Origin of the sequence: Kribbella sp. NBC_01245, assembly GCF_036226525.1 — a bacterium.
Taxonomy (GTDB): Bacteria; Actinomycetota; Actinomycetes; order Propionibacteriales; family Kribbellaceae; genus Kribbella.
Genome location: NZ_CP108487.1, coordinates 3,558,039 through 3,583,655, shown reverse-complemented (window position 1 = coordinate 3,583,655; position 25,617 = coordinate 3,558,039). Strand labels below are relative to the sequence as shown.

Below are 25,617 nucleotides of genomic sequence, written 5' to 3'. Positions count from 1 at the left end.
ACGTTGTCAAAGTTCCGGACCGGTGCTAGCTTCCGGTCATGGAGACCGACGAAATTCCTTTCCGTTGGCGTGACGGCCGCGGCTTGGCGATGCAGGGTGCCGGCAGGATCTACCGTCCGGACAACGATCTGGCGCCCCGGCCGCTGATCTACGTCGCCGGCTACGAGGCCGAGGCCACCGCAGCCGAGCAGTTCACCAAGCACGGATGGGTCGTGGTCACGCCCGCCACACCAGAAGAGGGCGCCGTATGGCCGGGCCCGAACCCACTCTGCCGTGGGCTCGGCATGGATGCCGCCCTGCTGCGCGTGGCCCGCCGGCTCTCGTACGTCGACGATGCGCGTGTCGCGATCACTGGAGGCAGCGCCGGCGGCTACATGACACTGATGACCGCCGCGGCGACCTTCCCGTTGGCCGGCGCGTTTCCGGCCGTCCCGCCGGTGAACCTGCCCTACGAGGTGTCCTGCTGGGACTACGACCGGTCGACGATCTCGTCGTTGCGGCCGGACGGTACGACGACCGCGATGGCGTTCGCCGGGAACGCGGACACGGACAAGCTGCTGGACGAGCTGCTGGCGCAGTACGGCGGCGCTGCCGATCCGCGGATGCTGGCCGCTTCGCCGCTGGCACATCTCAACCGGATCACCTGCCGGGTCGCAGTGTGGTTCACGACGGCCGATGTCCTTGTCCCGTATCCCCAAGTGGGTGGGCCGTTCACCGATCGGGTTATAGCGGGTGCGCCGGCGATGTATCCCGTGGATCCTGCGGTGGTCTGTCAGGGAGCGGCCGCGGAGGCCGTGAGGCTGCGCCTGCTGGATCTGCTGGACGACGGCGAGGTCGAGGTCCGGGTGCTGGACATCCCGGCGGGCACACCTCCGATGGTGGATGTGAACGCCGAGCCAGAGGTGGTGCTCGCTCCGCCGGATCACGAGCGCCGCTGGCTGGTGATGATCCTCGATGAGGGCGCTCCGGATCCGGACATCGGCCACTTCCGCTACAGCGTCAGGGTAGCCGTCGACGGCTTGATGGCGGAGTGTTTCGAGCGTCCGGTCGAGCCGGGCCAGCTGACCGCGGCGAAGCTCGAGCAGTTGGCCGATCGCTACCAGGGGGCCGACTGGATCGGACTGGGAAGCGGTGTGGTGGATTCCGCGGAACTCGAGGAGGAACGCACGGACGTCCTGCGCGGGCTGCGGACCTATTGCTCCCGGTCCCGCGATCACGAAGAGCGTTTCCGCAAGCTGTACTCCACTTTGAGCGCCGAACGGCAGGTCTTCGACCACCTGTTCGCCTGACTGGCCCGTCGGGGTGTCCGCACCGCACTGTACGAAAAGGAGCCGTAAATGCAATTTTCACACAAGCAACTCGGAGCTCGCGGCGCTGCCGTCCCAAGAAGGCGGCTGTCCGTGGCGACCGCGCTGGTAGTGATCGCGTCGATGGTGGTCGGCGCTGCTCCAGCGGTCGGCGCCACGAGACAGGAGGCGACCACACAGAAAGCCACCTTGCCCGGCCGTCCAGGACCGGACATCCTCTACGCCCCGCCGGCCGCCGCACCGCAGCTGGAAAATGCCCGTCCGTGGCGCGCGACCCCGTTGATGGTGTCGGGTGCTTCCGCCTACCGCGACGGCGAATTTCTGTACCAGGACTACCTGTACGACGACCTGGGCGCATCGGAGCTGTACACGTACCCTACCTACCCGGACTACGCCGGGAACGCGGCCGATCTGGTCGAGATCAGGTTGCGTCCGTTGCGCGAGGCAATGGTCGTCCGGCTGACGTACAACACGATGCTGGACCCGGAGCTCGTCGCGACGACGATCGCCCTGGGTGATTCGCCGCTGCTGCGTGCCATGCCGCACGGTGCCAACACGCGCGCCCCCGGCCAGGTGTTCGTCACCGTGCACGGCTCGTCCGGGGACGCGGTGAACGCCGCGACGGGACAGCGCATCCCGTATCCGGCGGTGGGTGTCTCGGTGAGTCCGCAGCGCCGGCAGGTCGACGTGCAGATCCCGTATGGGATCTTCGACCCGCGCGGACAGACCGGAGTCCGGGTGGCTGCGGCCACCGGTCTTTGGGACCGTGCCGCCGGCCGCTACCTCATCCCGCAGGCGGTGGCCGACGAGAGGCACCCCGGTGGCGCGAGCGGGCTGACCCCGTCAGCGTTCTTCAATGTCGGCTTTCGGTACGACGAGCCGCTGGTCGGCACTCAGGTCAAGCAGATCCGGGAGAAGCAGCAGAGCGAGGCCTTGGCCGCGGGTGATATCTCGCCGTTCTTCGCCACGGTCGACTTCGTGAAGCTCGCGTCGCGTGTCGATGACGAGCTGCGGGGCAAACGTGGTGGTGCTCCTACCAGCGGTGTGATGAACCGTATCTATGCCAGCCACTTCGAGGATCAGCAGGGCCGCGGATCGGCGGCCTCGTTGCAGACGGAGAACTGTGCCCAGGGGTGCGCCCCGGACCGCGCGGGGCAGTTACAGAGCTACAGCATCTACCTGCCGGCCAGGCTGGTGCCGTCCGCCGGTTATGGCCTCACGATCATGTTGCACGGCTCGGGTTCGACCGAGAACAGCTACCAGGCCAGTCACATGCTGACCCAACTGGGAGAGCGTGAGGGCGGATCGATCATCCTCATGCCGGAAGGCCGCGGACCGTCGTACTTCTACTACGGGCAAGCCGCTGCCGACATCTTCGAGGCGTGGGCCGACATCGCGCGTGCCTATCACCTCGATCCATCGAACACGGCGTTGATGGGCGGCTCGATGGGTGGGTACGGCACGTACAAGCTGGCGTCGATGTTCCCGGATCTGTTCGAGGCGATCTTGCCCATCGTGCCATGCCCGTCCGGCGGAGTGCTGATGGTCCCGGGCGGTCCGGTTCCGGGTGGGGAGGCGTCGGCCATCGTCCATGTGGCGCCATCGCTGCGGCACGTCCCCTCCTTGTCACTGCAGTCGGTCAACGACGAGGCGTGTCAGTACTCCGGTGACAAGGGTGCGGCGGCGATCTTCAAGCGTCTGGACGAGCTGAACTACGAGTACGAGGCGTATTCGTTCATCGGTGCCGAGCACGCGGCGGTCGGCTTGCTGCTGCTCGACGACGCCACCCAGGCGGTCGACTTCTTCACCGGCCGCCGTGTCGTCACCGATCCCGCGCACGTCACGTACGTCGTGAACGAGGAGATGAGCCAGCCCCAGGTCGGGCTGAACGCTGACCACGCCTACTGGCTGTCCGGCCTCAAGGTGCGTGATACCAGCGGGCCCCCGATCGGCAGCGTCGACGCGGTGTCGTCCGGTCTCGGCAAGGCGGACCCGGCCCCGGTCGCGACCGAGTCCGGGCAGGGCGTGTATCCGACGAACCCGTATCCCTACGTGTTCCAGCGGAAGCGTCCGGGCCAGGAAATCACGGCGCCGAAGCAGGATCGACTGCACCTCAACCTGACGAACGTCGGAGCGGTGACCGTGGATCCGGCCCGCGCGGGGCTGACCTGCGCGGCTGACATCGAGGTGGCCACGGATGGTCCGGTGACTGTAAACCTGGCCGGGTGCGGCCGTACGCTCACCGCGGGGTGACATGACAAAGCCGGCGTGTGGAGCGAGCCGCGGCTCGCTCCACACGCCGACTGTTCTATGACGTCAGGCCCAGGGCGTGGGGATCTTCAACTGGGTGGCACAGTTCCAGCTTCTGATGCCGACGGCAACCTCCGCAGGCGGCGGGCCGGGTCGGCGCGGCGAGTGCGGCCCGACGGCTTGCTGACGTCGTCCCAGCGTCAGGCCGCAGTCCCACGTCTCGCCGGGCAGGATCACCGGACCGTTGTCCGACACCTGCCAGCGCACCGACTCGTCATCGATGTCGACGGCGGGGAAAAGCGCGACCCCAGGACCCTCGTTGCGCAGGACGATCCGGTCACCTTCCCAGGAGGCCCGCAGTTCGGCACGCGGCGCCTGGTAGAGGCCCCGCAGCGGGGCAGAGTCGGCGTCACCGTTGCCGAAGACGTAGTGCCGTCGTACCGAAGCCGTATCCGTGGTCAGAGTCAGCCGGACAAGTACGACGTCCGCGGCGGCCGGATCGACCGTCAGCGGTCCGACGGCACGCGAGCCGGAGCCGCTGAAGGTGAAACTCTCGTGCCCGAGCTGTGATCCGTTGAGCGTGTAGGTGTCCACCTCGACGGTGCCGTCGGCCGGATGGCCGGAGCTCACATGGACCGCCGCCGTCATCGGCCGGCCGCCAAGCGCGAGACCGTCGTGGCGGAGGCTTGCAGACACGGGGGCGTACGACTGCTGGACGGCCCAGTAGGCCAGCTTGGGGCGGAGGTAGTAGTCCACAGCGCTCGTGCACGCCGCGTTCGGCCAGGGCTCGTTCAGCTGCCATGGCAGCGAGCCGCTGCACATCGGCCAGCGCCGGCGATTGCTGTCGACGGCATACCCGAGCAAATCGGCCTGGAGCCACTGCGACAACTGGAGGTAGTCGTCGAGATCGTCGACGGGCCCGAAGAGACCGTCGAGCCAGTCCCGCTGCAGCCACCAGGCCCCGTGATGCAGCCAGTTGGGATTGGTCGCGTCGGGCGGCCACTGTGCATCGGGGCTCATGAACTTGTCGAGGGAGCTTCGGGCGACGGCACCGGGTGCGCCGAACTCACTGTGGAACAGGGCGGTCGAGCTGTTGTACACCGTGTACGACTGGTTCGGCCCGCTATAGTCCCAGGGACCGTGGACGTCGTGCTGGTCCATCGGCTGCGCGGTCGCGCACTCCTCGGTCAGGTAGAACACCGGACCACTCGGAGACGACGGTACGTACGGCCGGTCGGGGTCCAGCTCGCGGACCACATCATGCAGTGCCGCGATGTTCGGATGGTCCACCGTCACCGGGCCGTCGGCCGTGGACAACTCGTTGCCTCCGCACCAGATCGCGAGTGACGGATGGTTGCGGCGCGACCGAACGATGCCGCGGGCCTCGACCACGAGATCGGCGAGATGAGTGGGATCGGTGGGCGGATCGTTGTCCAGCCCCGACGACGACTGGATGAACTCCTGCCAGACCAGCAGCCCGTTGCGGTCGCACAGCCGATAGAACTCGCGCCGCTCGATCAGGCCGCCGCCCCAGACCCGGAGCAGATTCACGTGTGCGTCGCGGGCCAGCCCGATCAGTTCGGCGTACCGCTCGGAGAGATCCGGGCGGCCGTACATCGCGTCGACCGGGACCCAGTTCCAGCCCTTGAGGTAGACGCCCTGGCCGTTAATCTCCAGCGTGTACGGGAGTGCGTCGTTCCTCACGTTCTCGCCGTCGGCGTTGTGGATCAGGCTGAGCCGGCGGACGCCGAATGTGTCCGACGTCGCGTCGGTCTCCTCGTTCGCGACGGTGACCGAGACGTGACAGGAGTAGAGATGCTGCGGACCCATGCCGTTGGGCCACCACAGCGCCGGCTCGTTGATCTCGATCTGCTCGGTCAGCGTTTCGGCACCCTTGGCGACCGGAGATTCGACAGTCAGAACCTCGGCGTCGTCGTGCTCGATCCGGAGCCTCACCGAGGTCTCCCGCGGCGCCGGTCCGTCGAAGGTGATCTCGATGGCGACGGTCGCGGCCTGGTTGTCCTCGCGCAACTGTGGGCGCAGCCAGACGTCAGCGATGCCGAGGGCACCCCTACTGACCAACTCGACGTCGGCCCACAGGCCGAGGTCGAGCAGGCGTGGGGCGAAGTCCCAGCCGTAGCTCATTCGCGGCTTGCGGGACCGGACCAGGCTGGTGTGCCCGATCTGGGCCTGCTCGGCGGGTGCCTCGTGCAGGACGACGGCCAGCTCGTGCCGGCCCGGATCCGACGGTAGTTCGAACCTGGTGGGCGTGAAAAGCGAGTCGGTGGCGCCGACGAGACGTCCATCCAGGAAGACGTCGGCAAGATAGTCGATCCCGCCGAACACCAGGAAGGTACGGCGCGGCGACCAGTCCTCCGGGATCTCGAAATCGGTTGAGTACACCCATTGACGCTGCGACACCCATTCGCAGGCGCGGCTCTGGCGGTCCAGATACGGGTCGGTGATCTCACCTGCCCTGATCAGGTCCCAGTGGATCGACCCTGGAACCGAGGCCGGGTGCTGGGTGTTCAGCGGCTGCTGAGACACGAAAGCGTTGCGATAGTGCCACTCGTCGCCGATGTAGCCGGTGATCTTCCACGGATTCGACGAGAGGGAGATGAGATCATGATTGCTCTGCGACATGGCGCGAATGTACGAGAAAATGACAACGTGAACAAGATGCCGGTCCGCCTGCGGGAGGAGTGGTGGCGCGAGCCAGTGGCATGTCGCGTCGTTCCCGCGCAGGATCGGTGACGAGGTCCGGTTCGGGGTCCATCGGTGTCAAGGTCCGGATGGTCGCTCGTCGTCGCCCGCTCGGTGGAAAATGGCCTGTGTCTCGCCCTTGACGGCGCCGTGAGTCGTCACTATCGTGCGAATGACAACGTGATCATTCTGCTCTGCTTTGCTCGAAGAGTCGGAGCCGATCACTCCGCGGGAGTCGTGATGTCGCAACTCCCACACGGCGCTGGAATCCCAGTGTCCGCCGATGTCGACTCCCTGTCAGCGGGCAGGGTGCGAGGAACGAGGCGATGAAGATGATGGGCTGGGTACGCAGACGCGCGCCGCGGGTTTGGCGGGCAGCGGTTTCGGTCGCGGTGGTCACGGCGCTGGCGTCGTCGATGGCCGCTTGCGGGGGTGGCGGCAAGACGGCTGCCGAACCGAAGGTGCTCACGATGTGGACCTTCAAGCAGTCCCATGTGAAGGCTCTCGAGGCGGTCGGCGCCGAGTGGGGGAAGACGAGTGGCTACACGGTCAAGGTCACCGCGTACACGCCCGACGAGACGTACGCGACCAAGATCCGCGCGGGGGGCACGACCAAGGACCTGCCCGACCTGATCACCGCGCACAGCTCCTGGGAGGAGTGGTCGTTCGCGAACGCCGGCCTCCTGACCGACCTCACCGACAAGTTCGACGACGGCTGGAAGAAGCAGCTGAGCCCGTCGGCGGTCACCGAGACGACCCTGACCCAGCAAATCATCGACAGCAAGGCCAAGGACCCGAACGGCAACCTGAAGAACCTGAAGGCCGACCACTTCTACGCGGTCCCGTACTTGATGGGCTCGGCCGGCCTGGTCTATGCCTACAAGCCGGCCCTCAAGAAGGCCGGACTGGACCCCGAGAAGGCGCCGGAGTCGTGGGAGGACTGGGTCACTGCGATGCGTGCCACGAAGGCGGCCGACGCGAAGTCGGGCGGTCTCACCGTCGGCCTGCAGAACAACCTGACCGCGTACGGCTGGCTGTACCGGCCGATGGCCTTCGGCTACCTCGGTCCGGAGGCGTTCAAGAACCGGCAGGGCCGGAATCCGACGACCCCCTGGGACAGCCCACAGAGCATCGCGACGCTGAAGCTGTACGGCCAGCTGAGCGACCTGTGGATGCCGGGTGTGCTGGCTCTCGGCATCGACCAGGCGGATCAGGCGTTCGCCCAGGGCAAGGCCAGTTGGCTCGTCGGTGGTACTTTCACACTTCCGTTCGTCGTACAGCAAGGTCTGAAGCCCGAGGACATCCTGGTGTTCCCAATTCCGATGTCGAAGGCCGGAGCCGAGCGGAACGTCGGGTTGCACCCGTCGCCGCTGGTGTCGGCGGGTGTCGCCAGCACGAGCAAGCACCAGGCCGAGGCTACGGACTTCCTCAAGTTCCTCACCTCGCCGGCGGGGGCGAAGATCTTTGCCGCGGAGTCGCGCGATGTGCCGGCCACGGCGATCGAGCCGAGTGAGCTCGATCCGCTGATCCAGAAGATGGTGGCGGCGTTCGGCGAGCCGGGGGCGAACAGCTTCAAGATCAACGACTGGTCCGCCGACCCGGGCGGCGGCGGTCCGATCACGCTGACGACCGGGACCGAACTGGCGAAGCTGCAGGCCAACAAGACGACTCCGGAAGAACTCGGCAAGTCACTCGCTAAGCAGTACGCCACGGCCTGGGCGGGAGTGAAGTAGTGCCACCAACCGAGCTGTGGACCAGGACCGGGGCGGCCGCGCCCCGGTCCGGGGCCGCCGCCGAGCCGGTTGCGGTCCCGGCGGCGCCACGGCGGCCGAAGCGGGTGAACGCCAAGAGGTACCTGACCGGCTACCTCTTCATCGCGCCAGCGGTGATCCTGTTCGCGGTCTTCGGGGTGTACACGGTCGGGTACGGCCTGGCCCTGAGCTTCGCCAGCTGGAATGGTCTCGCGCCGCAGTGGACCTGGGTGGGTCTGCAGAACTTCCGTGACTTGTTCCTGAATGATCCGCTGCTCGCGCCGGTGGTGCAGGCCTCTGCTGGGCGGACGGCCGTCGTCATGGTCGTATTACCCCTGGCGACTATCGCGATCAGTCTGCCGATCGCTGTTCTGCTCAACTCGGTCCGGCGGTTCCGGGCACCGCTGCGGACGATCTACCTGCTGCCGTTCGTCACGTCGGGCAATGCGGTGTTCTACGCCTGGCGTTTCATGTACGAGCCGGACGGCATCATCAACACCTGTCTGCGCGCGATCGGGCTGGGCGCGCTGGCCGAACCCGATGGGTTCCTGGGTAACCCGGACACCGCGCTGGCCGCGACTGTCTGGGTCCAGATCTGGGTGAGCGTCCCGTTGGGAATCCTGCTGTACCTCACCGGCCTGCAGACGGTGGACGGGGAACTCATCGACGCGGCCAGGGTGGACGGCGCGGGATCGGTGCGCGCGTTCCGGCACGTGATCGTCCCGCTGCTGAATCCGCTCACCGCGTTGCTGGTGATCATCCAGGTCCGCGAGGCTCTGCAGAGTTTCCAGATCTACCTGCTGATGACCAATGGCGGGCCGATCGATCGCACGAACGTGCTCGGCCTGGAGGTCTTCAAGCTCGCCTTCAGCCCGTCTGCGAATCTCGGGCAGGCGAGCGCACTCGGGTGGACGCTGTTCGTCGTCGCACTGGTTCTGGCCATCGTCAACCTGCGCATCCTGCGCTCCCGGTCATGACCTCAACGGAGGTGATCGTGGCATCAGTGAGCTCAACGGCGTCGAGCCGGTCGTCGCGCTGGCCGCTGCGCGGGGCGGCGTACGCCGCACTCGGGCTGTATGCGGTGGTGAGCGGCTACCCGTTCGTGCTGATGGTTTCCGGCGCGTTCAAGGACAACAGGGAAGTACTGACCAACCCGTGGCCGGTACCGCGGCGGCCGACGTTCGAGACTTTGCGAACGACTTGGCAGGTGCTGGACTTCGGCGCATATGTCGGGAACACGGTGTTCATCGTGGCCGCGTCGCTGGTGCTGATCCTGGTGATCTTCCCGCTGGCGGCCTATGCCTTCGCCGTTATGCGGTTCCCGTTGCGTACGCTCTTCTTCGGTCTCTTCCTGTCGGCACTCTTCGTGCCAGGGGTGACCGTGCTGCTGCCGATCGTGTTGCTCGACTACCGGCTCGGTGTGCTCGGAACGCCCTGGGGCGTGATCCTGCCGATCGTCAATGGTTCCGGTCCAATCGCGATCCTGTTGCTCCGCAGCTACTTCCAGGCAATCCCGCGTGAGCTCCGGGAAGCGGCGCTGCTCGATGGATGCGGTGAGTTCCGGGTGTTCTGGCGGGTCTACTATCCACTGGCCAGACCCGCGTTGGTGACCGTCGCGATGCTGAACTTCGTGGGCATCTGGAACGAGTACGTCCTGCCGAGCGTCACGCTGAACGATCCCGAGCAGTACACGCTGCCGCTCGGCCTGCAGAACCTGTTGAGTGCGAACGTCGTCAACTGGAACCAGGTGATGGCCGGTTCCGTGATCATCGTCGTTCCGGTGATCGTGGTGTTCGTCTTCCTGCAGCGCTACTTCGTCGAGGGACTTCGTGGCTCGATGAAGGGCTGAGACGCATGGCTCGTCGGTGGCCGGTCTCCGGGAGCCTCGGGGTACACAGGCGCGATGACGACGACGTCATGGGCGCTGGTCCACAACAGGTCATGGTGCTGCATGCCCGCCAACGGTGAGGCCCTGCGGCACCGAGGAAAGGAGGCGCCATGAGGCGTCATGTTCGGTTGGTGTCCGCACTGCTGGTCGCCACGATGGTTCAGGTCGTCGCCGCGGCGGTGCCCTCGGAGGCGGTGGAGCCGCGGGTGCCGACGCAGTTCATCGCCAAGGTCGGCACCGAGGCGCTCGGCAGGTTGCCGGAGCAGAACGTGTGGCAGTCCGCGGTGAGGGGTTTCGAGTCGTCGGGGTGCTCGGCGGCCTCGGTCGGCAAGTACGTGCGTCGAGTGTTCCTGTCGCCCGAGTACGCGAAGCTCGGGTACGACAATCCGGCGAGGGCAGTCACGCTGTATCGAGCGATTCTCAACCGGGACCCGGATCCCGCCGGCTACACGGCGGTGCTCGACCAGCTTCAGTCCGGTGCCAGGTGGTCCGCGGTCGTCGACTCGATGCTGGCATGGCCCGAGTTCGTCGAACAGACCGTGCCGCGGATCTGCGGTCCCGAGCCGAGCTACGGGTTCGGCTCGACAGCCCCGATGGCCATCCCGACATCGGGGACGGGCTTCGCTGGCGGGACCGGTCTCGAGCTCCAGCTCTTGCTCGACACGACTCCGGTCGGTGGCACTGTTTGGCTCGCCCAGAAAGCACTGGTGCGCGTCGACGCCCCGGTCATTGTGCCAGCCGGGGTCACGCTGGCGACCGTCGGTACGCCTGGACCGACGCGCTATGCCCTCCAGGGCAGGCTCTACCGGGCCTCGCTGTTCGCCGGTGAGGTCATCCGGATCCAGCCCGGCGGAACTGTCAAGAGCGTGTGGGTGGACGGCCAGCGCAGCGTGATCCCGCGCCCCGAGGTGATGGGTGGCACCGGCATCGACGTGAACATGGTCGGCGGCACACTCACCGACAGCACACTGATCGGCAGCTCCGGGTGGACCTCCGTCCAGCTCGGCACCATCGATCACTCGGTATGCACGGCAGTGGTCGCGCGAAACCTCGTCACGGCGTACGCGAGCGGACATGACGGCGACTTCACCGACGGCATCAGCAGCTACTGCGACAACACGCTGATCGAGCACAACCAGGTCGTGGACACCACCGACGTCGCGATCATCATCTTCCCGCCGAACTCCGAGGGACCGCAGCGGTCCGAGGTTCGCTACAACACCGTTCTGTCCGCCGGAAACAGCGGGTACGGCGCGTACGCGGCCGACGGTCTCTTCACCAAGGTGCCCGCGCCGGACTTCACCGGTTCGACGGTGCATCACAATCTGTTCTGGACCGGTGGCCGCACTCACTTCGACGTCGGCCTGGTCGTCGGTACCAGGGCATGGTTCGGTGGGAGGTCGCAGTCAGGCATCGGGGCGTCGTTCACGGACAACACGACCGGAACCGTGCCGGCACGGGTGGCGGCAGGCGCCGCTGTGTCGGGCATGCTTGACGTAACCGTGCTGCGGAACACTCTCACGGTGGAATTCGCCGCGGAGGCCTCACCGTGTCCGCAAGCTGTGGTGGGAGCATCGGTTTCGGCCGGGTTCGCTTCCGGTGACATCCAGCCGTACACCGACGTGCTCTACGACAGTTGCATCACGACGGGGTACTGAACTCGCGCTGGATCAACGAAGGGGCGCCGGGCCTTATGCCCGGCGCCCCTTCCGCTTTGTTCGGCGTAGCCGGGCTCAGTCGCTGAATCGCGCGGTCTCGAGACCGGGATCCACGGCCCGTCGTTCGTTGGCTGAGGCAAGCGCAGCTGTCCAGAGGCGATGGCTGGCCAGTGCTTCGTCGGGTGTGACGCAGCCGAAACGGTCACCGAGCAGGCCCTCGCGCTCGGTCAGGAAGGCCGCCCACATCTGCAGGATCGTGTCGGAGAAGCCGGGTTCGAAGATCGGCCCGGTCACCGTGGGGAAGACCGACTGCGAGCCGGTCTCCTGCTCCTGCCAGACCTGATGGCCGCGACGCACCTCCATCCGCCGGAGGGTCTTCGGATAGCGAGTGGAGAACTCGACGCCGCCCTCGAGGCCTGTCACCCGGAACGTCCAGCTGTTCTGTTGCCCTGGGTCGATCCGCTTCGTCGCCAAGGTCAGCGGGAAGGGCGAGCCGTTCTGCGCGACGGTGCACAGCAGTGTCGCGTTCTCGATCGTGTCGCACGGAACCATCGCGCCGTCCGGACCTGGACGCTCGCCGACCAGATCCTGGAGTACGGCGTAGACGCTGGTCGGCAGCCAGCCAAGCCGCAACGGGACATGGGCGACATGCATCCCGAGGTCGTTCATCACGCCGGCGGCACCACAACTGGCGACCTGTCGTTTCCAGTTGATCGGTTTCGACAGGTCCAGGTCGCTGGAGTGGCTGAACGAGTTGACCGCTTCGATCACTGTGCCGAGTTCGCCGGATCGCACGAGTTTGAAGGCGAGGTCAGCGCCCGGGTAGAACGGCATCTCGCTGGAGCACCGGACGAAGACCTCGGGATGTCTGCTCGCAGCGGCACAGATGCGTTCCGCGGCGCCGAGGTCGATACCGAACGGCTTCTCGGCCAGCAGGTCCTTGCCCGCGCGAATCGTGTCCACGTAGATCTGTTCGTGCAGATCGTGGCGGACCGCGACGTACACCACATCGACCGAGCTGTCCGCGAGCAGGTCGCGATAGTCGGTCGTCTTGAGTACCACGGAGTCGACCCGGTCGAACCAGTCCATCGCCTCCGGGCGGACGTCGCAGACGGCCGTCAGCCGGACATCGACGGGGACGTCGAGCAGAGCAGGCCAGCGACCGAAGGCTGCGGCGATCTCCCGGCCCATGAGCCCGCCCCCGATGATGCCGACATTGACACGCTTCCTGCTCATCTCACTCCTTGTCGATCAGTTCGAGCGCGGCCGCGGCGTCGTACCCGTCGTGCAGCACGGCCATCAGGGCGCGGGTCATGCCGGCCGGGTTCGGATGCTGGATGATGTTGCGGCCGTAGACGATGCCGGCTGCGCCCTGCTCGAGTAGATCGGCTGTGCGCTGGAGCAACTCGGCGTCGGCCACCCGACCGCCACCGCGGACCAGAACCGGGACGCCGGCGGCCTCGACCACCTGGTAGTACTGATTGACGTCGTCGGTCGGGTCGGCCTTGATCAGGTCGGCGCCGAGTTCGGCGGCCTGACGGACCAACGCGGTGATCTTGGCGAGGTCGCCGTCGACCATGTAGCCGCCGGCGACCGTGTTGTCCTGCATGACGAGCGGTTCGATCATGAGCGGCATCCCGAAGCGCTCGCACTCGTGGCGCAGCGCCATGATCGAGCGGATGCAGTGTTCGCGAACCTCGGGCCGGTCAGGCAGATGGAGCAGATTCGCGACCACACACACCGCGTCCAGCCTGACGGCCTGTTCGACGGCGTCGGGGAAGTGCGTGCTGAACAGATGGCGGTCGAGTGGTTGGCCATAGACGTTCGCCACGTCGGTGCGCAGCACCAGTTGCGGTTTGGCCCGACCTGGAACCGACTGCAGCCGGTGCGCCTGCCCAGGGGTCAGCTGGATTGCGTCCGGGCCCGCGGCGACCAGAGTGGCGACTGCGGTGTCCAGGTTCTCGATGCCCATGAGGAAGCTCGGCTCGCCGAAGAACCCGTGGTCGACGGCCACGTCCAGGCAGCGCCTGGAGACGGGGTTGAACAGTCGGTTGAGGCGGAAGTTGCCCATGACTCTCCTGAAGTTCCGATGGCGGCGAAGTGCCGCAGAGTCGAGCGTAGGAAAAAAATGATCACGTTGTCAATGGTTCACCCCTTGGCCCCTTTCACCCTTGCATGGTATGAAAGTCAACGTTGTCATTTTGTGCTCCGCAGGGTGTGAATGAGGTGTCATGGGTAAAGCACTGGTGGCCGGCCATGTCTGCGTGGATCTGAGTCCGGGTTTATCGGCGCCTCCGCCGGCGACTCCGGGTGTCCTGACCGAGGTCGGGCGACTCGCTGTGTCGGCGGGTGGCTGTGTTGGCGGAACCGGGCGCGCGCTCGCCGAGCTCGGCACGCCGACTCGCCTGGCCTGTGTCATCGGCGAGGACGAGCTCGGCGATGTGCTGTTGTCGCAGCTGCGGCGGTTCGCGCCGGATACGTCCGGCGTTGCACGGCACGCCGAGCTGTCGACGTCGTACAGCGTCGTGGTCGAGCCGACCGGCCGCGACCGGGCGTTCTGGCACCACTCCGGCGCGAACGACTCGTTTGACGGCACCGACATCGACTTGACGGGGGTGTCGTTGTTGCACCTGGGTTACCCGTCGTTGCTGCCTGCTCTGTGCGAGGCTGACGCCGAGCGTTGGCTGAGTCTGTTCCGGCGAGCCCGGCGGGAGGGCGTGATCACCTCGCTCGACCTGGCGACGATCGATCCGCGGTCACGGGCAGCCGGGGTGAACTGGCGGCGGCTCTTCGACCGGGTGTTGCCGTACACCGATGTGGTCTCACCGAGTGTCGACGACGTCGCGAGTGCGCTCGGTCGTCGGAGGCCGGCGTCGCAGGATGAGGTGACCGCGATGTCGCGGGAACTGGTGGCGCAGGGCGCGGCGGTGGTTCTGCTCACGGCGGGGAGGTCGGGCCTGCAGCTCACCACCGGATCGCGTGCGCGACTCGAGGCCGCTGGGGCGGGCCTGGCCGCTCGGGCCGGTGAGTGGGCGGACCGGCAGCTGTGGGTGCCATCGCTCCCGGTTGAGGTGCGCACGACGACAGGAGCCGGGGACGCCGCCACGGCCGGCTTCCTGCACGCGGTGCTCCAGGGCTCTGATCCGGAGGTCGCCGCACATGCCGCGGCGCAGGCCGCGGCTCGCAGGATCAGTGGCCATAGGACCGAACGGGCTCCTACCGGGGCCCGCAGACACGAACGTGAGGAGATGGCTGGATGACCATGACGGATGTCGAAGCGGAGCAGGCCCGGGGGAGAGCGGCCATGATCCTCGCTGACGCGGGGATCGCGCTGACCCCTGAGGAGGCGTTGCGAATCGAGGTCGCAGACTTCGGGCTGGGCGAGCTGGAGGCGACGGGGCTGCAGCTCGCGACGTATGTGAACACGGAGCGCTGCTCGGCGAAGGAGCTCGTACTGTTCGACGGACAGACGTGCCCCGAGCACCTTCATCCGCCGTTCGGCGACAACATCGGCAAGGAGGAGACCTTCCGGGTGCGCCGTGGAACGGTCTACCTGTATGTCGAGGGCACGCCAACGGCCGATCCCCGCTGCGTGCCGCCACGTGCGGAGCACTACACGGTCTGGCACGAGGTCAGGCTCGAGGCCGGCGAGCAGTACACGATCCCACCGGGGACCAGGCACTGGTTCCAGGCCGTTGGCGGTGAGGCCGTGGTGTCGGAGTTCGCCACGATGAACTGCGACGAGTTCGACATCTTCACCGATCCCGACATCCGCCGCGTCCCCGCGGCCGGCTGAGCGTCTTTCCACCGCCCACGCATCACGTCTGGAGGAGAACTGCCATGAAACGTCGAGTTCTGACCGCGATCGCCGTCGCGGTCGCCGGAATCGTCTCTTTGTGCGCTCCGACCACACCCGCGGCCGCGGTGCCGACCGCGGTTCCCACGCAGCTGATCGCCAAGGCCTACACCGAAGTGCTGGGGCGCCTGCCCAGCACGACCGACTGGCAGTCCGCGGTCGCCGCATTCGACACGTCAGGCTGTTCGGCCGCCACCGTCCGGGCGTTCGTCCGCAACGCCTTCCTGTCGGCCGAGTACGACAGCCGCGCGTACGACAACGCGGCGCGGCTGCTCACGCTGTACCGCGGCGGGCTCAACCGCGAGCCGGACCCGGACGGGTACAGCTACTACCTCGGGCTGCTGAACGGCGGTACGCCGTGGAGCACGGTCGTGGACGCGATCGTCGGCGCGCCCGAGTTCACCAACACGCTCGTACCGAAGATCTGCGGCACCGACCCGACGTACGGCTGGGGTGGAACGCCTGCGATGGCGATCCCCACCTCGGGCACCGGCTTCACCGGTGGCACAGGCGCCGATCTCCAGGCGCTGCTCAACGCGACGCCGGCGGGTGGCACCGTGTGGCTCGCGCAGAAGGCGCTGGTCCGGGTGCAGGGGACGATCGTCATCCCGTCCGGCGTCACGCTGGCGACCACCGGTGCGCCTGTACCGTCGCGGTACGCGCTCCAGGGCCGGCTGGTCCGCGAGGCGTTGATGACCAGTGAGATGGTCCGACTGATGCCTGGGTCCCGTCTGGAAGGTGTCTGGGCCGACGGGCAGCGATCCTCGATCCTGCGCTTGTCCGGGCAGGGACAGCCCTCGATCAACGTGTCGGTGCTGGGTGGCACGGTGGTGAACAACACGCTGACCGGGAGCGCCGGATGGACGACGATGCAGCTCGGCACGTCCGACGGGACGGTCTGCGACGCAACGGTCGCGGGCAACCTCGTTACGTCGTACCCGAGCCTTCATCAGGGCGACTTCAGCGACGGCATCAGCAGTTACTGCGACGGTGGGGTGATCGAGTACAACGGGGTCGTCGACGCCACCGATGTCGGCATCATCCTGTTCGCGCCGTCGTCCGGCGGCCGGCAGCACACCGACGTGCGCTTCAACACGGTGCTGTCCGCGGGCAACAGCGCGTACGGCGCGTACGCCGCCGACGGGACAACGGGCAAGACTCAGCCGCCGGACTTCACCGGTTCGACTGTGCACGACAACGTGTTCTGGTCCGGCGCGCGAACGCACATCGACATCGGTCTGGCGGTCGGAACGCGGGCATGGTTCGGTGGCTTGTCGTCGACCGGGACCGGGGCGTCGTTCATCAACAACAGCACCGGCGGCATCGTGACCCGAGTCGCTGCCGGTGCGGCGGTGGCCGGCATGCTCAATGCGACGGTGACCGGGAACACGCTGCCGGTGACGTTTGCCGACGAGGCCTCGCCTTGTCCGCGGGCGGTTGTGGGCGCGTCGGTCTCGGCCGGGTACGCGTCGGGCACGATCCAGCAGCCGTACACGGACGCGCTGTATGAGAGCTGCATCAACGGAAACTGACCGTCCGGCGGTACGAACGGAACGAAGGAGGACACAGTGAGCGGTGCCACGACCGCCGAACAGCTGATCAGTGCGGGTATCCCGCCCGCCGCGGTGCGCGGGCGGATGATCGATCGCGTCGCGCGTGCGGCTGATGCGTCGCACTACCTGCTGACGCCGGGTGCTGTGGTTGTGGCACCGGACTCCGCCGCTGTCGCGCAGCTCATGCGCGTGTGCACCGCCGCGGGGCTTCCGCTGACGTTCCGTTCCGGCGGGACCAGCCTGTCCGGACAAGCGGTCACCGCGGGAGTGCTCGCCGACACCCGGCGGCACTTCCGCGGCATCGAGGTGCTCGACGACGGCCGTGCCGTCCGGGTGCAGCCCGGCGCGACGGTCCGCGCTGTGAACACGGCGCTGCGGCGCCACGGCACCAGGCTCGGTCCGGACCCGGCCAGCGAGAGCGCGTGCACGGTCGGCGGCGTGGTGGCCAACAACTCCAGTGGAATGAGCTGCGGCACCACCGCGAACACCTACAGCACGCTGCGTGCGTTGACATTCGTGCTGCCAGGCGGCACGGTCGTCGATACCTCGCAGCATGATGCCGACGGCCGGCTGGCCGCGGTCGAGCCGGAGCTGTATCGGGGGCTCAGCGAGCTGCGGGATCGAGTCCGCGCCGACGAGGCGATGCGGGCCACGATCACCCGGCTGTTCTCGATGAAGAACACCATGGGATACGGCGTCAATGCCTTCCTCGACTTCGATCGGCCGGCCGACATCCTCGCCCACCTGATCGTCGGCAGCGAAGGCACACTGGCGTTCGTCGCTGACGCGACATTCGAGACGCTCCCGGTGTTGCCGGAGGCCGCCACGGGACTGCTGGTTTTCCGCGACCTGAGCGCTGCGACGGCGGCCCTGCCGGCCCTTGTGGCCAGCGGAGCGCACACGATCGAACTGCTCGATGCGCATGCGTTGCGGGTCGCGGCAGCCGACCCGCGGGCGCCGGGCCGGCTCCAGGATGTGACGGTCGAGTCTCACGCGGCGCTGCTGGTGGAGTACCAGGCCGCCGACGGTGAGGCGCTGGAGGCGATCATCGAGCAGGCACGGCCGGCGATCGGAGACGACCACGTTTTCACCGGCGACGCTGGTGAACGGGCGAGTCTCTGGCGCGTCCGCAAAGGCATCTACGCCGCGGTGGCGGAGAAGCGCCCACCGGGAACGACGGCGCTGCTGGAGGACATCGCGGTCCCGGTCACCGCCCTGTCGAACACCTGCCGGCAGCTCACGGAGGCTTTCGACGAGTTCGGCTATCCGGGGAGCGTGATCTTCGGCCATGCCAAGGACGGCAACGTTCACTTCATGCTGTGTGAGCGGTTCGACGACCCCGCGCGGGTCGATCGCTATGCCGCCTTCACCGAGTCCATGGTCGACATCGTCCTCGGGCACGGTGGAACGCTGAAGGCCGAGCACGGCACCGGCCGGGCGATGGCGCCCTACGTGCGGCGGCAGTACGGCGACGACCTGTACGAGGTGATATGCGCAGTGAAGCGGTTGTGTGATCCGACCGGGATGCTCAATCCGGGAGTAGTTCTCGACACCGATGCTTCGAGGCATCTGCGGGACCTCAAGACGATTCCCGCCGTCGAGACTGAGGTCGATCGCTGCGTCGAGTGCGGTTTCTGCGAGCCGGTCTGCCCGAGTCGAGACCTCACTCTCACGCCGCGCCAGCGGATCGTGACGCGACGCGCCATCGCCTCCGCTATGGCGTCCGGGAACGGCGAGACGGTCCGCGAGTTGGCGTCAGCCTACGACTACGACGGCATCCAGACCTGCGCGGCCGACGGCATGTGTGAGACAGCCTGCCCCGTCGCAATCGACACGGGCGCGCTGGCACGACGCTTGCGTGCCGAGAACGCCGGACGCCTGGCGGAGGCGGCCGGTGCCGCTGCTGCCCGCCGGTGGGGTGCCGTGACACGTGGGATTCGCTGGGGCCTAGTGCTCGCCCGCGTCTTCCCGGCGTCAGCCACTCTGCTCTCGCGCACCGGTCGTCGCATCCTCGGCCGTGACGTCGTTCCACTGTATTCCCGTGATCTGGCCCCGGGGTCCTCACGACGCGTGGCCGACCGGGACGTCCGTGGAGATGTCGTGTTGTTCACCAGTTGCACCCAGGAGATGTTCGGCACCGCGGATGGTGTCACGGCGTCAGACGCGTTCCGCTCGTTGTGTGCGAAGGCCGATATCGATGTGGCCACTGTTCCACGGAACGAATCGCGCTGCTGTGGGATGCCGTGGTCGTCCAAAGGCCTGAGTGTCGGGCGGAAGATTATGGCGCGACGGGTACGGGACAGCTTGTTGAAGGTCACCCGGAACGGAGCCGTGACCGTGGTCGTCGACGGCTCGTCGTGCGCGGAAGGGCTTCGCGCGACGCTGGTCGAGGTCGGCATAGATGTCGAGGACGTCGTGACGTTCACCGCCAGGGAAGTGCTTCCTCGTGTGGATGTGGAGATCACACACGACAAGGTCGCCGTCCACCCGACCTGCGCTGCCGTTCGGCTAGGGGCGACGACCGATCTGCTGGCGCTCGCCGAGGCCTTCGCCAAGTCGGCATATGTCGCAGAGTCGTGGAACTGTTGCGGGTTCGCCGGTGATCGCGGAATGCTGCATCCCGAGCTGACGGCGGCCGCCACCACGGATCAGGCCCGCGAGATCCGGGAAGCTGGAGCATCGGCCCACGTCTCGTCCCATCGCACCTGTGAGATCGGCATGAGCCGAGCCGTCGGCGCGACGTACCGACATGTCATCGAGCTGCTTGATCAGGCAACGCTCCCGCGTCCAAGAAGGTCGTCCGCAGTCAGCGCTCGGCCTCGCCAGGAAGAGGAAGGAGGAGGTGCGAGCGCATGAACCCCACCGCAGCACTTCGCGCGGCGCGTGACCTTCTGGTCGAGTCGCGCACGTCCTACGAGACCGCGACGGCAGCTTTCCGCTGGCCCGACGTCGGCCCGAACTTCAACTGGGTTCATGACTGGTTCGATTCGTTCGCCCGAGGCAATCCGGCCAACGCGCTGGTCATCGCCGAGGAGGACGGAACACGCGCGGCCTACACGTTCGACGACCTGGTTCGCCGTTCCGAACTAGTGGCGGCCCGCCTCGCGGCAGACGGGATCGGTCTTGGTGACAGTGTCCTGGTGATGCTGGGGAACCAGATCGAGCTCTGGGAGACGATGCTGGCAGTCATCAGGCTGGGCGCAGTCGTGATGCCCACCGCCACCGCGGCCGGCGGCGCCGACCTCGCCGACAGAATCGATCGAGGAGCAGCCCGGGCCGTCATCTGCAACACTCACGACAGCTCCAAGTTCGACACCGTTCCTGGCGACTACCGCCGCTACAGCGTCGGCGGAAACCTCACGGGGTGGCAAGACCACGCTGACGCCTATGACCTGTCAAACGACCCGACACCACACCCCGGCAATCGCAGCGATGATCGCCTGCTGCTCTACTTCACCTCGGGAACGACGAGCCGCCCCAAGCTGGTCGAACACACCCACGTCAGCTACCCGATCGGTCATCTCTCCACGATGTACTGGCTCGGTTTGCGTCCCGGCGACGTGCACCTCAACATCTCCTCACCTGGCTGGGCCAAACACGCCTGGTCCAACTTCTTCGCGCCCTGGCTCGCCGAGGCAACCGTGTTCGTCTACAACTACAGCCGATTCGCCCCTGACGCACTCGTCGCCCGGCTGCGCACCGAATCGGTGACGACGTTCTGCGCACCCCCTACGGTGTGGCGCATGCTCATCAACGCCGAGCTGGGCGAACGACCAACGGCTCTGCGTGAACTCATCGCGGCCGGGGAGCCTCTCAACCCGGAGGTGATCAACCAGGTCGAGGCCCGGTGGGGGCTGACCGTCCGCGACGGCTTCGGCCAGACCGAGTGCACAGCCGTGATCGGCAACACTCCGAACCAAGCCATCAAGCCCGGGTCGATGGGCCGACCGCTACCCGGCGTCCCAGTTGTGCTCGTCGACCCAGCCACCGGAGCACCTATCGACCAACCAGGCGAGGGCGAGATCTGCCTCGACCTCCAGCAGCACCCCCTCAACTTGATGACCGGCTACCAGGGCGACACCGAGCGAAACGCCGAGGCGATGGCCGGCGGCCACTACCACACGGGAGACGTTGCCTCGATCGACGACGATGGATACGTCACCTACATCGGCCGCACCGACGACGTCTTCAAATCCTCCGACTACAAGATCAGTCCCTTCGAACTGGAGAGCGTCCTCATCGAGCACCCAGCCGTCGCCGAAGCCGCCGTAGTCCCAGCACCCGACCCAGTCCGGCTCACCGTGCCCAAGGCATACATCGTCCTCGCGCCCGGCCACGAACCCACCCGGGACACGGCACTGTCGATCTTGACCCACGCGCGCGAGCACCTGGTCCCCTATCTGCGGATTCGCAGGCTGGAGTTCTCCGAACTCCCCAAGACCATCTCCGGCAAGATCCGCCGCGTCGAGCTGCGCACGCGCGAGGAGCAACTGGCGCCAGACCGGATCAGCACCGAATGGCGAACCGACGACTTCCCGGAGCTCACTGGGCGCCGCTAACCACCAAACCAAGGCCGGGCGCCAACAGGCGCCCCTGATCCTCCGCCTCTCCATCATGGTGCGGAAAGCTGGGTCGAGCTCCTCGGCCAAGCGGTCCAGCGTCGTCCAGGGGTTCACGTCCACGCAGGCCGATGCAACTGATGAGCGACCCTCAGACAGTGATTGCCTCAAGCAACGAGCTCGAAACGGGCCCTGCGCCGGGGCCCTCTACCTCAGGAGGTAGCGTCGGCCAGCAGCGTCGCGGGGTCGATGTCGTGCGCAGTCAACCTGGGCCAGGCGGCGGACAGTGAGGGGGCCAGGCCGCTGGCGCGCGCACGAATCCGCCAGCATAGGATCTGCTCGGCGAGCAGGCTCCGCAGTGCGAGTCCCCCATGGTCTACGAGGATCAAGGTGTCGTTGCTGGAGGCAATTACAGTTTCCCGGACCAGGGCACGGATCCGGCCGGTGCCGGAGACCACCCTGCCACCCGTGTCGTCGAGGTCTCGGTGGATGACGCCTCGGTCGAATGGCAGGTCGTGTCGCGCAACGCCGCGAATGATCCGCAGGCATGGCGTCCGGCGACCGGGCTGAAGGACTGGTCCTTCCTGCTGAACACCACCGACCACGGCAGCGGACCGAAGACGATCGTGGTCCGGCTGACCGAGCACGGCGCCAAGACCGCGCGGGTCACGGTCCGAGCCACATTCCGCTGAGGAGGCAGTCCGTATCGGTTGCGGGATGGGCGCTCGCTTGGTCAGCCGGTTGATTCGCGTATCACGAGCGTCGGCTGGAACAGGATCTGCTGGTGGGCGTGGGTGCCGGGTTCGTCGGTCTCCTCGAGCAGCAGTTCGGTGGCGACCTTGCCGAGCTGGTAGGCGGGCTGGTGGATCGAGGTCAACGGGACGGGTGAGGCGGCAGCGAGGCCGATGTCGTCGTACCCGATCAGGCGGATGTCGTCGGGTACGCGGACGCCGGCGCGGAGTAGTGCGCGGAGCACGCCGAGTGCTCCGAGGTCGGTGGTGCAGAAGATCGCGGCGGGCAGGTCGCCGGCTCGCAGCAGCGCCTCGCCGGCCTGTTCGCCGGTGTCGACGTTGAGGCGGCCGACGTCCATCTCCTCCAGGGTCACGGCTGTGCCTTCGACCGCGAGGTGGGCGCCGCGGCTGCGGTCGGCGCATTGCCGTTTCGTCTGGGCGCCGTTCACGATGACGATCCGCTCGGCGCCCGCCTCGATGAGATGGGTGACGGCGAGCCGGCCGCCGGTGACGTCGTCGACGGCGACCGAGCATCGGTCCGCGGTGGCCGCTGGATGATCGACGAGTACGACGGGTTCGCCGTGCAGGTCGATTCGCGGCGTCGACCCGGTGATCGGGCTCAGCAGGGTGCCGCGGACGCGTTGTTCCGCGAGCACACTCAGGTGTGCGTTCTCGCGGCCGGGGTCGTCGGCGGAGTTGCAGAGGATCATGGCGTAGCCGTGCGGGGTGAGTGCGTCCGCGACACCGCGGGCGAGTTCGGCGAAGAAGGGGTTGGTGATGTCGATGACGACGACGCCGACCGAGCGGCCGCGTCCGGAACGGAGGCTCGCCGCGGAGCCGTCACGGACGAAGCCGAGTTCGTGGATGGCGTGTTCGATCCTGGCGCGGGTGGTGGAGGCGACCTTGTGCGGATGGTTGAGGACATTGGAGACCGTCGCCGGTGAGACGCCGGCATGCCGGGCGACGTCCTTGATTCCGACCGTCCGCACAGTTGTCATCTCCATCGTTGGGCGCGACCGATTAAATCGTGTCAACCCGAATCCAACCAGGAAGTGAGGGTCTTTCGGCAGTGATGCGGTCGCATTCGCTGTGACCGGATGCGGTCACCGGCGAGCTCTTGTCGCGACAGGCTTAAAACGTTACAACTCTCTCACAGCTTGTGAAGTTCGTACTCGGCCTCCCGCCTGGGCCGCATGCGCCCGTCCCCACCCCTCGACGCGGCGCGACCGATGGGAGCTGACGCGCCGTCCCGCCCGCCGCCGTCCCGGCCGCGGATTCGATGCCGCCTGCCCGGTGGCACCTCAGGTGGAAGGGGAGATCCCGATGTTCCGAAAGTTCGTGGCGTTCGCCGCCTCGGTTCTCTGTGCCGTTCCGTTACTCGCCGGTGTTCCGGCAGCGTCCGCGGAGGAGGTGCCGACCGTCTATCTGGCCGGCGACTCCACTGTGGCGTCGTACGCGCCGTCCCAGTATCCGCTGACCGGATGGGGGCAGGTGCTGCCGGAGTTCTTCGACGCCGGCGTGCGGGTCGACAACCGCGCGATCGGCGGACGCAGCGCCAAGTCCTATGTGCTGGAAGGCCATCTCGACCGGCTGCTCGCGGACATCAAGGCAGGTGACTACCTGTTCGTTCAGTTCGGGCACAACGACCGGCAGAACACGGACAACCTGTGCAGCGTGAACAAGACGTACTGCAATCGGCACACCGACCCCTACACGAGCTTCAAGGAGTACCTGACGAAGTACATCGTCGGCGCCCGTGAGCGCGGCGCGACCCCGGTGCTGGTGACGCCGATGGGCCGGCGCAGCTATGACGACAAGGGTCAGTTCCAGAACGACTTCTACGACTACGCGCAGGCGATGAAGCAACTGTCGGCCGAGTACGACGTCCCGTTGATCGACCTGAACACCAGGAGCATCGCCTTCTACACCCGCATCGGCGTACCGGCCACGGAGGAGATCTTCCTGTACTGCGACCCCGATGAGTGCGACAACTACCAGACCGGTCGCGAGGACAACGTGCACTTCCAGGAGTACGGCGCCCGGTGGCTCGCCCGGTTCGTTGCTGAGGGCATCGTTTCCGCCGGCCTGCCGCTGGCGCGGAACGTCCGGTTCGACGGCGCGGATGGATGGAACCTGGCCGAGGAGGCGGTCGTGACCGCGAGCAGCTCGTTGGAGGCGGACGGCTGGTACCGGTGGAACATCACCGACGGCCGGCTGGACGCGGATCCGCACGGCCTGGGCTGGAGCAGCAACGACCAGGTGCTGAACGTCGTCGATCACCCGGAGTGGGTCCAGGTCGACCTCGGCGCGGTGTCGCCGCTGACCCGGATAATGGTTGCCCCACGCAACGACCAGGGCAACGTCGGTGTGCACTTCCCGGTCGACTACACGGTGCAGGTGTCGGAGGACGGGGCTGCCTGGACCACCGTCGCATCGGTCAAGGGGGCGCCGGTGCCGGCGGGGCCGCAGGAGCTGACGTTCCCGGCCACGCGGGGCCGGTACGTGAAGGTGGCCGGCACGCGGCTACGCCAGAGTCCGGCAGACCTGACGTACCGGATGCAGCTGGGCGAGGTGAAGGTGTACTCCGACGTGGTCTCGGTCCGGCTGACCGGTCCCGCCGAACTGCTGGACGGTGCCACCGGCACTTATGTGGCGGACCTGCGTATCCCGCCGACGGTCGGCGAGGTCAGCAATGTTCGGCTCGACCTGCGGGTACCGGACGGGTGGTCCAGCCGGAAGGTTCGTGAGCGGCTGCCGTACTACGCGGGTTGGGACGTGACCGCGCCGACGAGCGGGCGCGGTGCGGATGCGGTTGCGTTGGCCGTGACTGCCACGTTCCGCCAGGCCGGCACGGCGCGGACGGCAACCGACGAGGTGCTGGTCGGGAAGCCGGCGCCCGAGCCGCAGCCGCAGCCGGGAGACCAGTGGGTCAGCGACCTGCCGTTCGTCGAGGAGGTCAACGGCTGGGGCCCGGTCGAGCGGGACATGTCCAACGGCGACACCGGAGCCGGGGACGGCCGCCCGCTGAGCATCGGTGGTGCCGGGTTCGAGAAGGGGCTCGGTGTTCACGCGGATTCGGCGGTGACGGTCGCCCTCGACCAGTGCAAGCAGTTCAGCGCGGTGGTCGGTGTGGATGACGAGGTCGGCGACGGCGGTTCGGTGTCGTTCTCGGTCGAGGCCGACGGTGAGCCGGTCTGGGTTCACCCGATCGCGACCGGCCGGGACGCCGGGCAGGCCGTCACCCTCGATGTCACCGGGGTCGGCAAGCTGCGGCTCGTCGTCGACGATCTGGCGAACAAGGGCAACGACCATGCGGACTGGGGCGCCGCGAAACTCACCGGCTGTGCTTCGTGACGGCTTC

The 25,617-nt window shown here is 67.2% G+C and carries 17 protein-coding genes; 13 read left to right on the top strand and 4 right to left on the bottom strand.

From position 1 onward, the window contains the following. Positions 1 to 38 precede the first annotated feature (38 nt). Both OG394_RS15725 and OG394_RS15720 read left to right on the top strand, forming a co-directional pair. The gene (locus OG394_RS15725) at positions 39 to 1,289 is read left to right on the top strand and encodes an alpha/beta hydrolase family protein (protein ID WP_328996096.1); all 1,251 of its coding nucleotides are present in this window, start codon (positions 39 to 41) and stop codon (positions 1,287 to 1,289) included. Between the two features lie 48 nt (positions 1,290 to 1,337). After that, a complete protein-coding gene (locus tag OG394_RS15720; RefSeq protein WP_328996095.1) occupies positions 1,338 to 3,560 on the top strand; it encodes a prolyl oligopeptidase family serine peptidase in 2,223 nt (740 codons plus the stop codon). A gap of 63 nt (positions 3,561 to 3,623) precedes the next feature. On the opposite strand, the gene OG394_RS15715 is transcribed toward OG394_RS15720, so the two are convergent. Further along, complete coding sequence (locus tag OG394_RS15715) at positions 3,624 to 6,200, bottom strand: glycoside hydrolase family 2 protein (protein WP_328996094.1); 2,577 nt, start codon at positions 6,198 to 6,200, stop codon at positions 3,624 to 3,626. A gap of 386 nt (positions 6,201 to 6,586) precedes the next feature. On the opposite strand from OG394_RS15715, the gene OG394_RS15710 reads away from it, so the two are divergent. The 4 genes from OG394_RS15710 to OG394_RS15695 all read left to right on the top strand — a co-directional run bounded on the left by OG394_RS15710 (position 6,587) and on the right by OG394_RS15695 (position 11,557). Beyond that, positions 6,587 to 7,993: an ABC transporter substrate-binding protein gene (locus tag OG394_RS15710; RefSeq protein WP_328996093.1), complete on the top strand. Its 1,407-nt coding sequence runs from the start codon at positions 6,587 to 6,589 to the stop codon at positions 7,991 to 7,993. Next, on the top strand, positions 7,993 to 8,988 hold the full coding sequence (locus OG394_RS15705; protein WP_328996092.1) for a carbohydrate ABC transporter permease: 996 nt from the start codon (positions 7,993 to 7,995) through the stop codon (positions 8,986 to 8,988). The genes OG394_RS15710 and OG394_RS15705 overlap by 1 nt, the downstream gene beginning before the upstream one ends. Then, a complete protein-coding gene (locus tag OG394_RS15700) occupies positions 8,985 to 9,860 on the top strand; it encodes a carbohydrate ABC transporter permease (protein ID WP_328996091.1) in 876 nt (291 codons plus the stop codon). Before OG394_RS15705 ends, OG394_RS15700 begins: the two co-directional genes overlap by 4 nt. Positions 9,861 to 10,009: 149 nt before the next feature. Next, positions 10,010 to 11,557, top strand: coding sequence for a DUF4214 domain-containing protein (locus OG394_RS15695; RefSeq protein ID WP_328996090.1), 1,548 nt, complete (start codon positions 10,010 to 10,012; stop codon positions 11,555 to 11,557). A 75-nt stretch (positions 11,558 to 11,632) separates the two neighbouring features. Here OG394_RS15695 and OG394_RS15690 read toward each other — a convergent pair whose 3' ends face one another. Then, complete coding sequence (locus OG394_RS15690; protein WP_328996089.1) at positions 11,633 to 12,793, bottom strand: Gfo/Idh/MocA family protein; 1,161 nt, start codon at positions 12,791 to 12,793, stop codon at positions 11,633 to 11,635. A gap of 1 nt (position 12,794) precedes the next feature. Next, entirely contained in the window at positions 12,795 to 13,628 is an 834-nt protein-coding gene (locus OG394_RS15685) for a class I fructose-bisphosphate aldolase (protein WP_328996088.1), read from the bottom strand. A gap of 160 nt (positions 13,629 to 13,788) precedes the next feature. On the opposite strand from OG394_RS15685, the gene OG394_RS15680 reads away from it, so the two are divergent. The 6 genes from OG394_RS15680 to OG394_RS15655 all read left to right on the top strand — a co-directional run bounded on the left by OG394_RS15680 (position 13,789) and on the right by OG394_RS15655 (position 22,217). Next, complete coding sequence (locus OG394_RS15680) at positions 13,789 to 14,817, top strand: carbohydrate kinase family protein (RefSeq protein WP_328996087.1); 1,029 nt, start codon at positions 13,789 to 13,791, stop codon at positions 14,815 to 14,817. Next, entirely contained in the window at positions 14,814 to 15,353 is a 540-nt protein-coding gene (locus OG394_RS15675) for a D-lyxose/D-mannose family sugar isomerase (RefSeq protein WP_328996086.1), read from the top strand. The genes OG394_RS15680 and OG394_RS15675 overlap by 4 nt, the downstream gene beginning before the upstream one ends. Before the next feature lie 44 nt (positions 15,354 to 15,397). Next, entirely contained in the window at positions 15,398 to 16,945 is a 1,548-nt protein-coding gene (locus tag OG394_RS15670; RefSeq protein WP_328996085.1) for a DUF4214 domain-containing protein, read from the top strand. Between the two features lie 36 nt (positions 16,946 to 16,981). Further along, complete coding sequence (locus tag OG394_RS15665) at positions 16,982 to 19,822, top strand: FAD-binding and (Fe-S)-binding domain-containing protein (RefSeq protein ID WP_328996084.1); 2,841 nt, start codon at positions 16,982 to 16,984, stop codon at positions 19,820 to 19,822. After that, positions 19,819 to 21,525 (top strand): AMP-binding protein, encoded by a 1,707-nt coding sequence (locus tag OG394_RS15660; RefSeq protein ID WP_328996083.1) that lies wholly within the window; start codon positions 19,819 to 19,821, stop codon positions 21,523 to 21,525. The genes OG394_RS15665 and OG394_RS15660 overlap by 4 nt, the downstream gene beginning before the upstream one ends. Before the next feature lie 371 nt (positions 21,526 to 21,896). Then, entirely contained in the window at positions 21,897 to 22,217 is a 321-nt protein-coding gene (locus tag OG394_RS15655) for a hypothetical protein (RefSeq protein WP_328996082.1), read from the top strand. 41 nt (positions 22,218 to 22,258) lie between these two features. Here the strand turns inward: OG394_RS15655 and OG394_RS15650 are convergent, their stop codons facing one another. Further along, positions 22,259 to 23,254, bottom strand: a complete 996-nt coding sequence (locus OG394_RS15650) for a LacI family DNA-binding transcriptional regulator (RefSeq protein ID WP_328996081.1) — start codon at positions 23,252 to 23,254, stop codon at positions 22,259 to 22,261. A 325-nt stretch (positions 23,255 to 23,579) separates the two neighbouring features. Here OG394_RS15650 and OG394_RS15645 point away from each other — a divergent pair, with 325 nt between their 5' ends. Beyond that, positions 23,580 to 25,610 carry an NPCBM/NEW2 domain-containing protein gene (locus tag OG394_RS15645; protein ID WP_328996080.1) on the top strand — a complete coding sequence of 677 codons (2,031 nt, stop codon included), beginning with the start codon at positions 23,580 to 23,582 and terminating at the stop codon, positions 25,608 to 25,610. The last annotated feature ends 7 nt before the right edge of the window (positions 25,611 to 25,617 follow it).

Excerpts from the sequence above, each read along its gene's own strand:
- OG394_RS15725 (WP_328996096.1), top strand. The coding sequence starts at position 39 with ATGGAGACCGACGAAATTCCTTTCCGTTGGCGTGACGGCCGCGGCTTG.
- OG394_RS15720 (WP_328996095.1), top strand. The coding sequence starts at position 1,338 with ATGCAATTTTCACACAAGCAACTCGGAGCTCGCGGCGCTGCCGTCCCA.
- OG394_RS15715 (WP_328996094.1), bottom strand. The coding sequence starts at position 6,200 with ATGTCGCAGAGCAATCATGATCTCATCTCCCTCTCGTCGAATCCGTGG.
- OG394_RS15710 (WP_328996093.1), top strand. The coding sequence starts at position 6,587 with ATGAAGATGATGGGCTGGGTACGCAGACGCGCGCCGCGGGTTTGGCGG.
- OG394_RS15700 (WP_328996091.1), top strand. The coding sequence starts at position 8,985 with ATGACCTCAACGGAGGTGATCGTGGCATCAGTGAGCTCAACGGCGTCG.
- OG394_RS15695 (WP_328996090.1), top strand. The coding sequence starts at position 10,010 with ATGAGGCGTCATGTTCGGTTGGTGTCCGCACTGCTGGTCGCCACGATG.
- OG394_RS15690 (WP_328996089.1), bottom strand. The coding sequence starts at position 12,793 with ATGAGCAGGAAGCGTGTCAATGTCGGCATCATCGGGGGCGGGCTCATG.
- OG394_RS15685 (WP_328996088.1), bottom strand. The coding sequence starts at position 13,628 with ATGGGCAACTTCCGCCTCAACCGACTGTTCAACCCCGTCTCCAGGCGC.
- OG394_RS15680 (WP_328996087.1), top strand. The coding sequence starts at position 13,789 with ATGGGTAAAGCACTGGTGGCCGGCCATGTCTGCGTGGATCTGAGTCCG.
- OG394_RS15675 (WP_328996086.1), top strand. The coding sequence starts at position 14,814 with ATGACCATGACGGATGTCGAAGCGGAGCAGGCCCGGGGGAGAGCGGCC.
- OG394_RS15670 (WP_328996085.1), top strand. The coding sequence starts at position 15,398 with ATGAAACGTCGAGTTCTGACCGCGATCGCCGTCGCGGTCGCCGGAATC.
- OG394_RS15660 (WP_328996083.1), top strand. The coding sequence starts at position 19,819 with ATGAACCCCACCGCAGCACTTCGCGCGGCGCGTGACCTTCTGGTCGAG.
- OG394_RS15655 (WP_328996082.1), top strand. The coding sequence starts at position 21,897 with ATGGTCTACGAGGATCAAGGTGTCGTTGCTGGAGGCAATTACAGTTTC.
- OG394_RS15650 (WP_328996081.1), bottom strand. The coding sequence starts at position 23,254 with ATGACAACTGTGCGGACGGTCGGAATCAAGGACGTCGCCCGGCATGCC.
- OG394_RS15645 (WP_328996080.1), top strand. The coding sequence starts at position 23,580 with ATGTTCCGAAAGTTCGTGGCGTTCGCCGCCTCGGTTCTCTGTGCCGTT.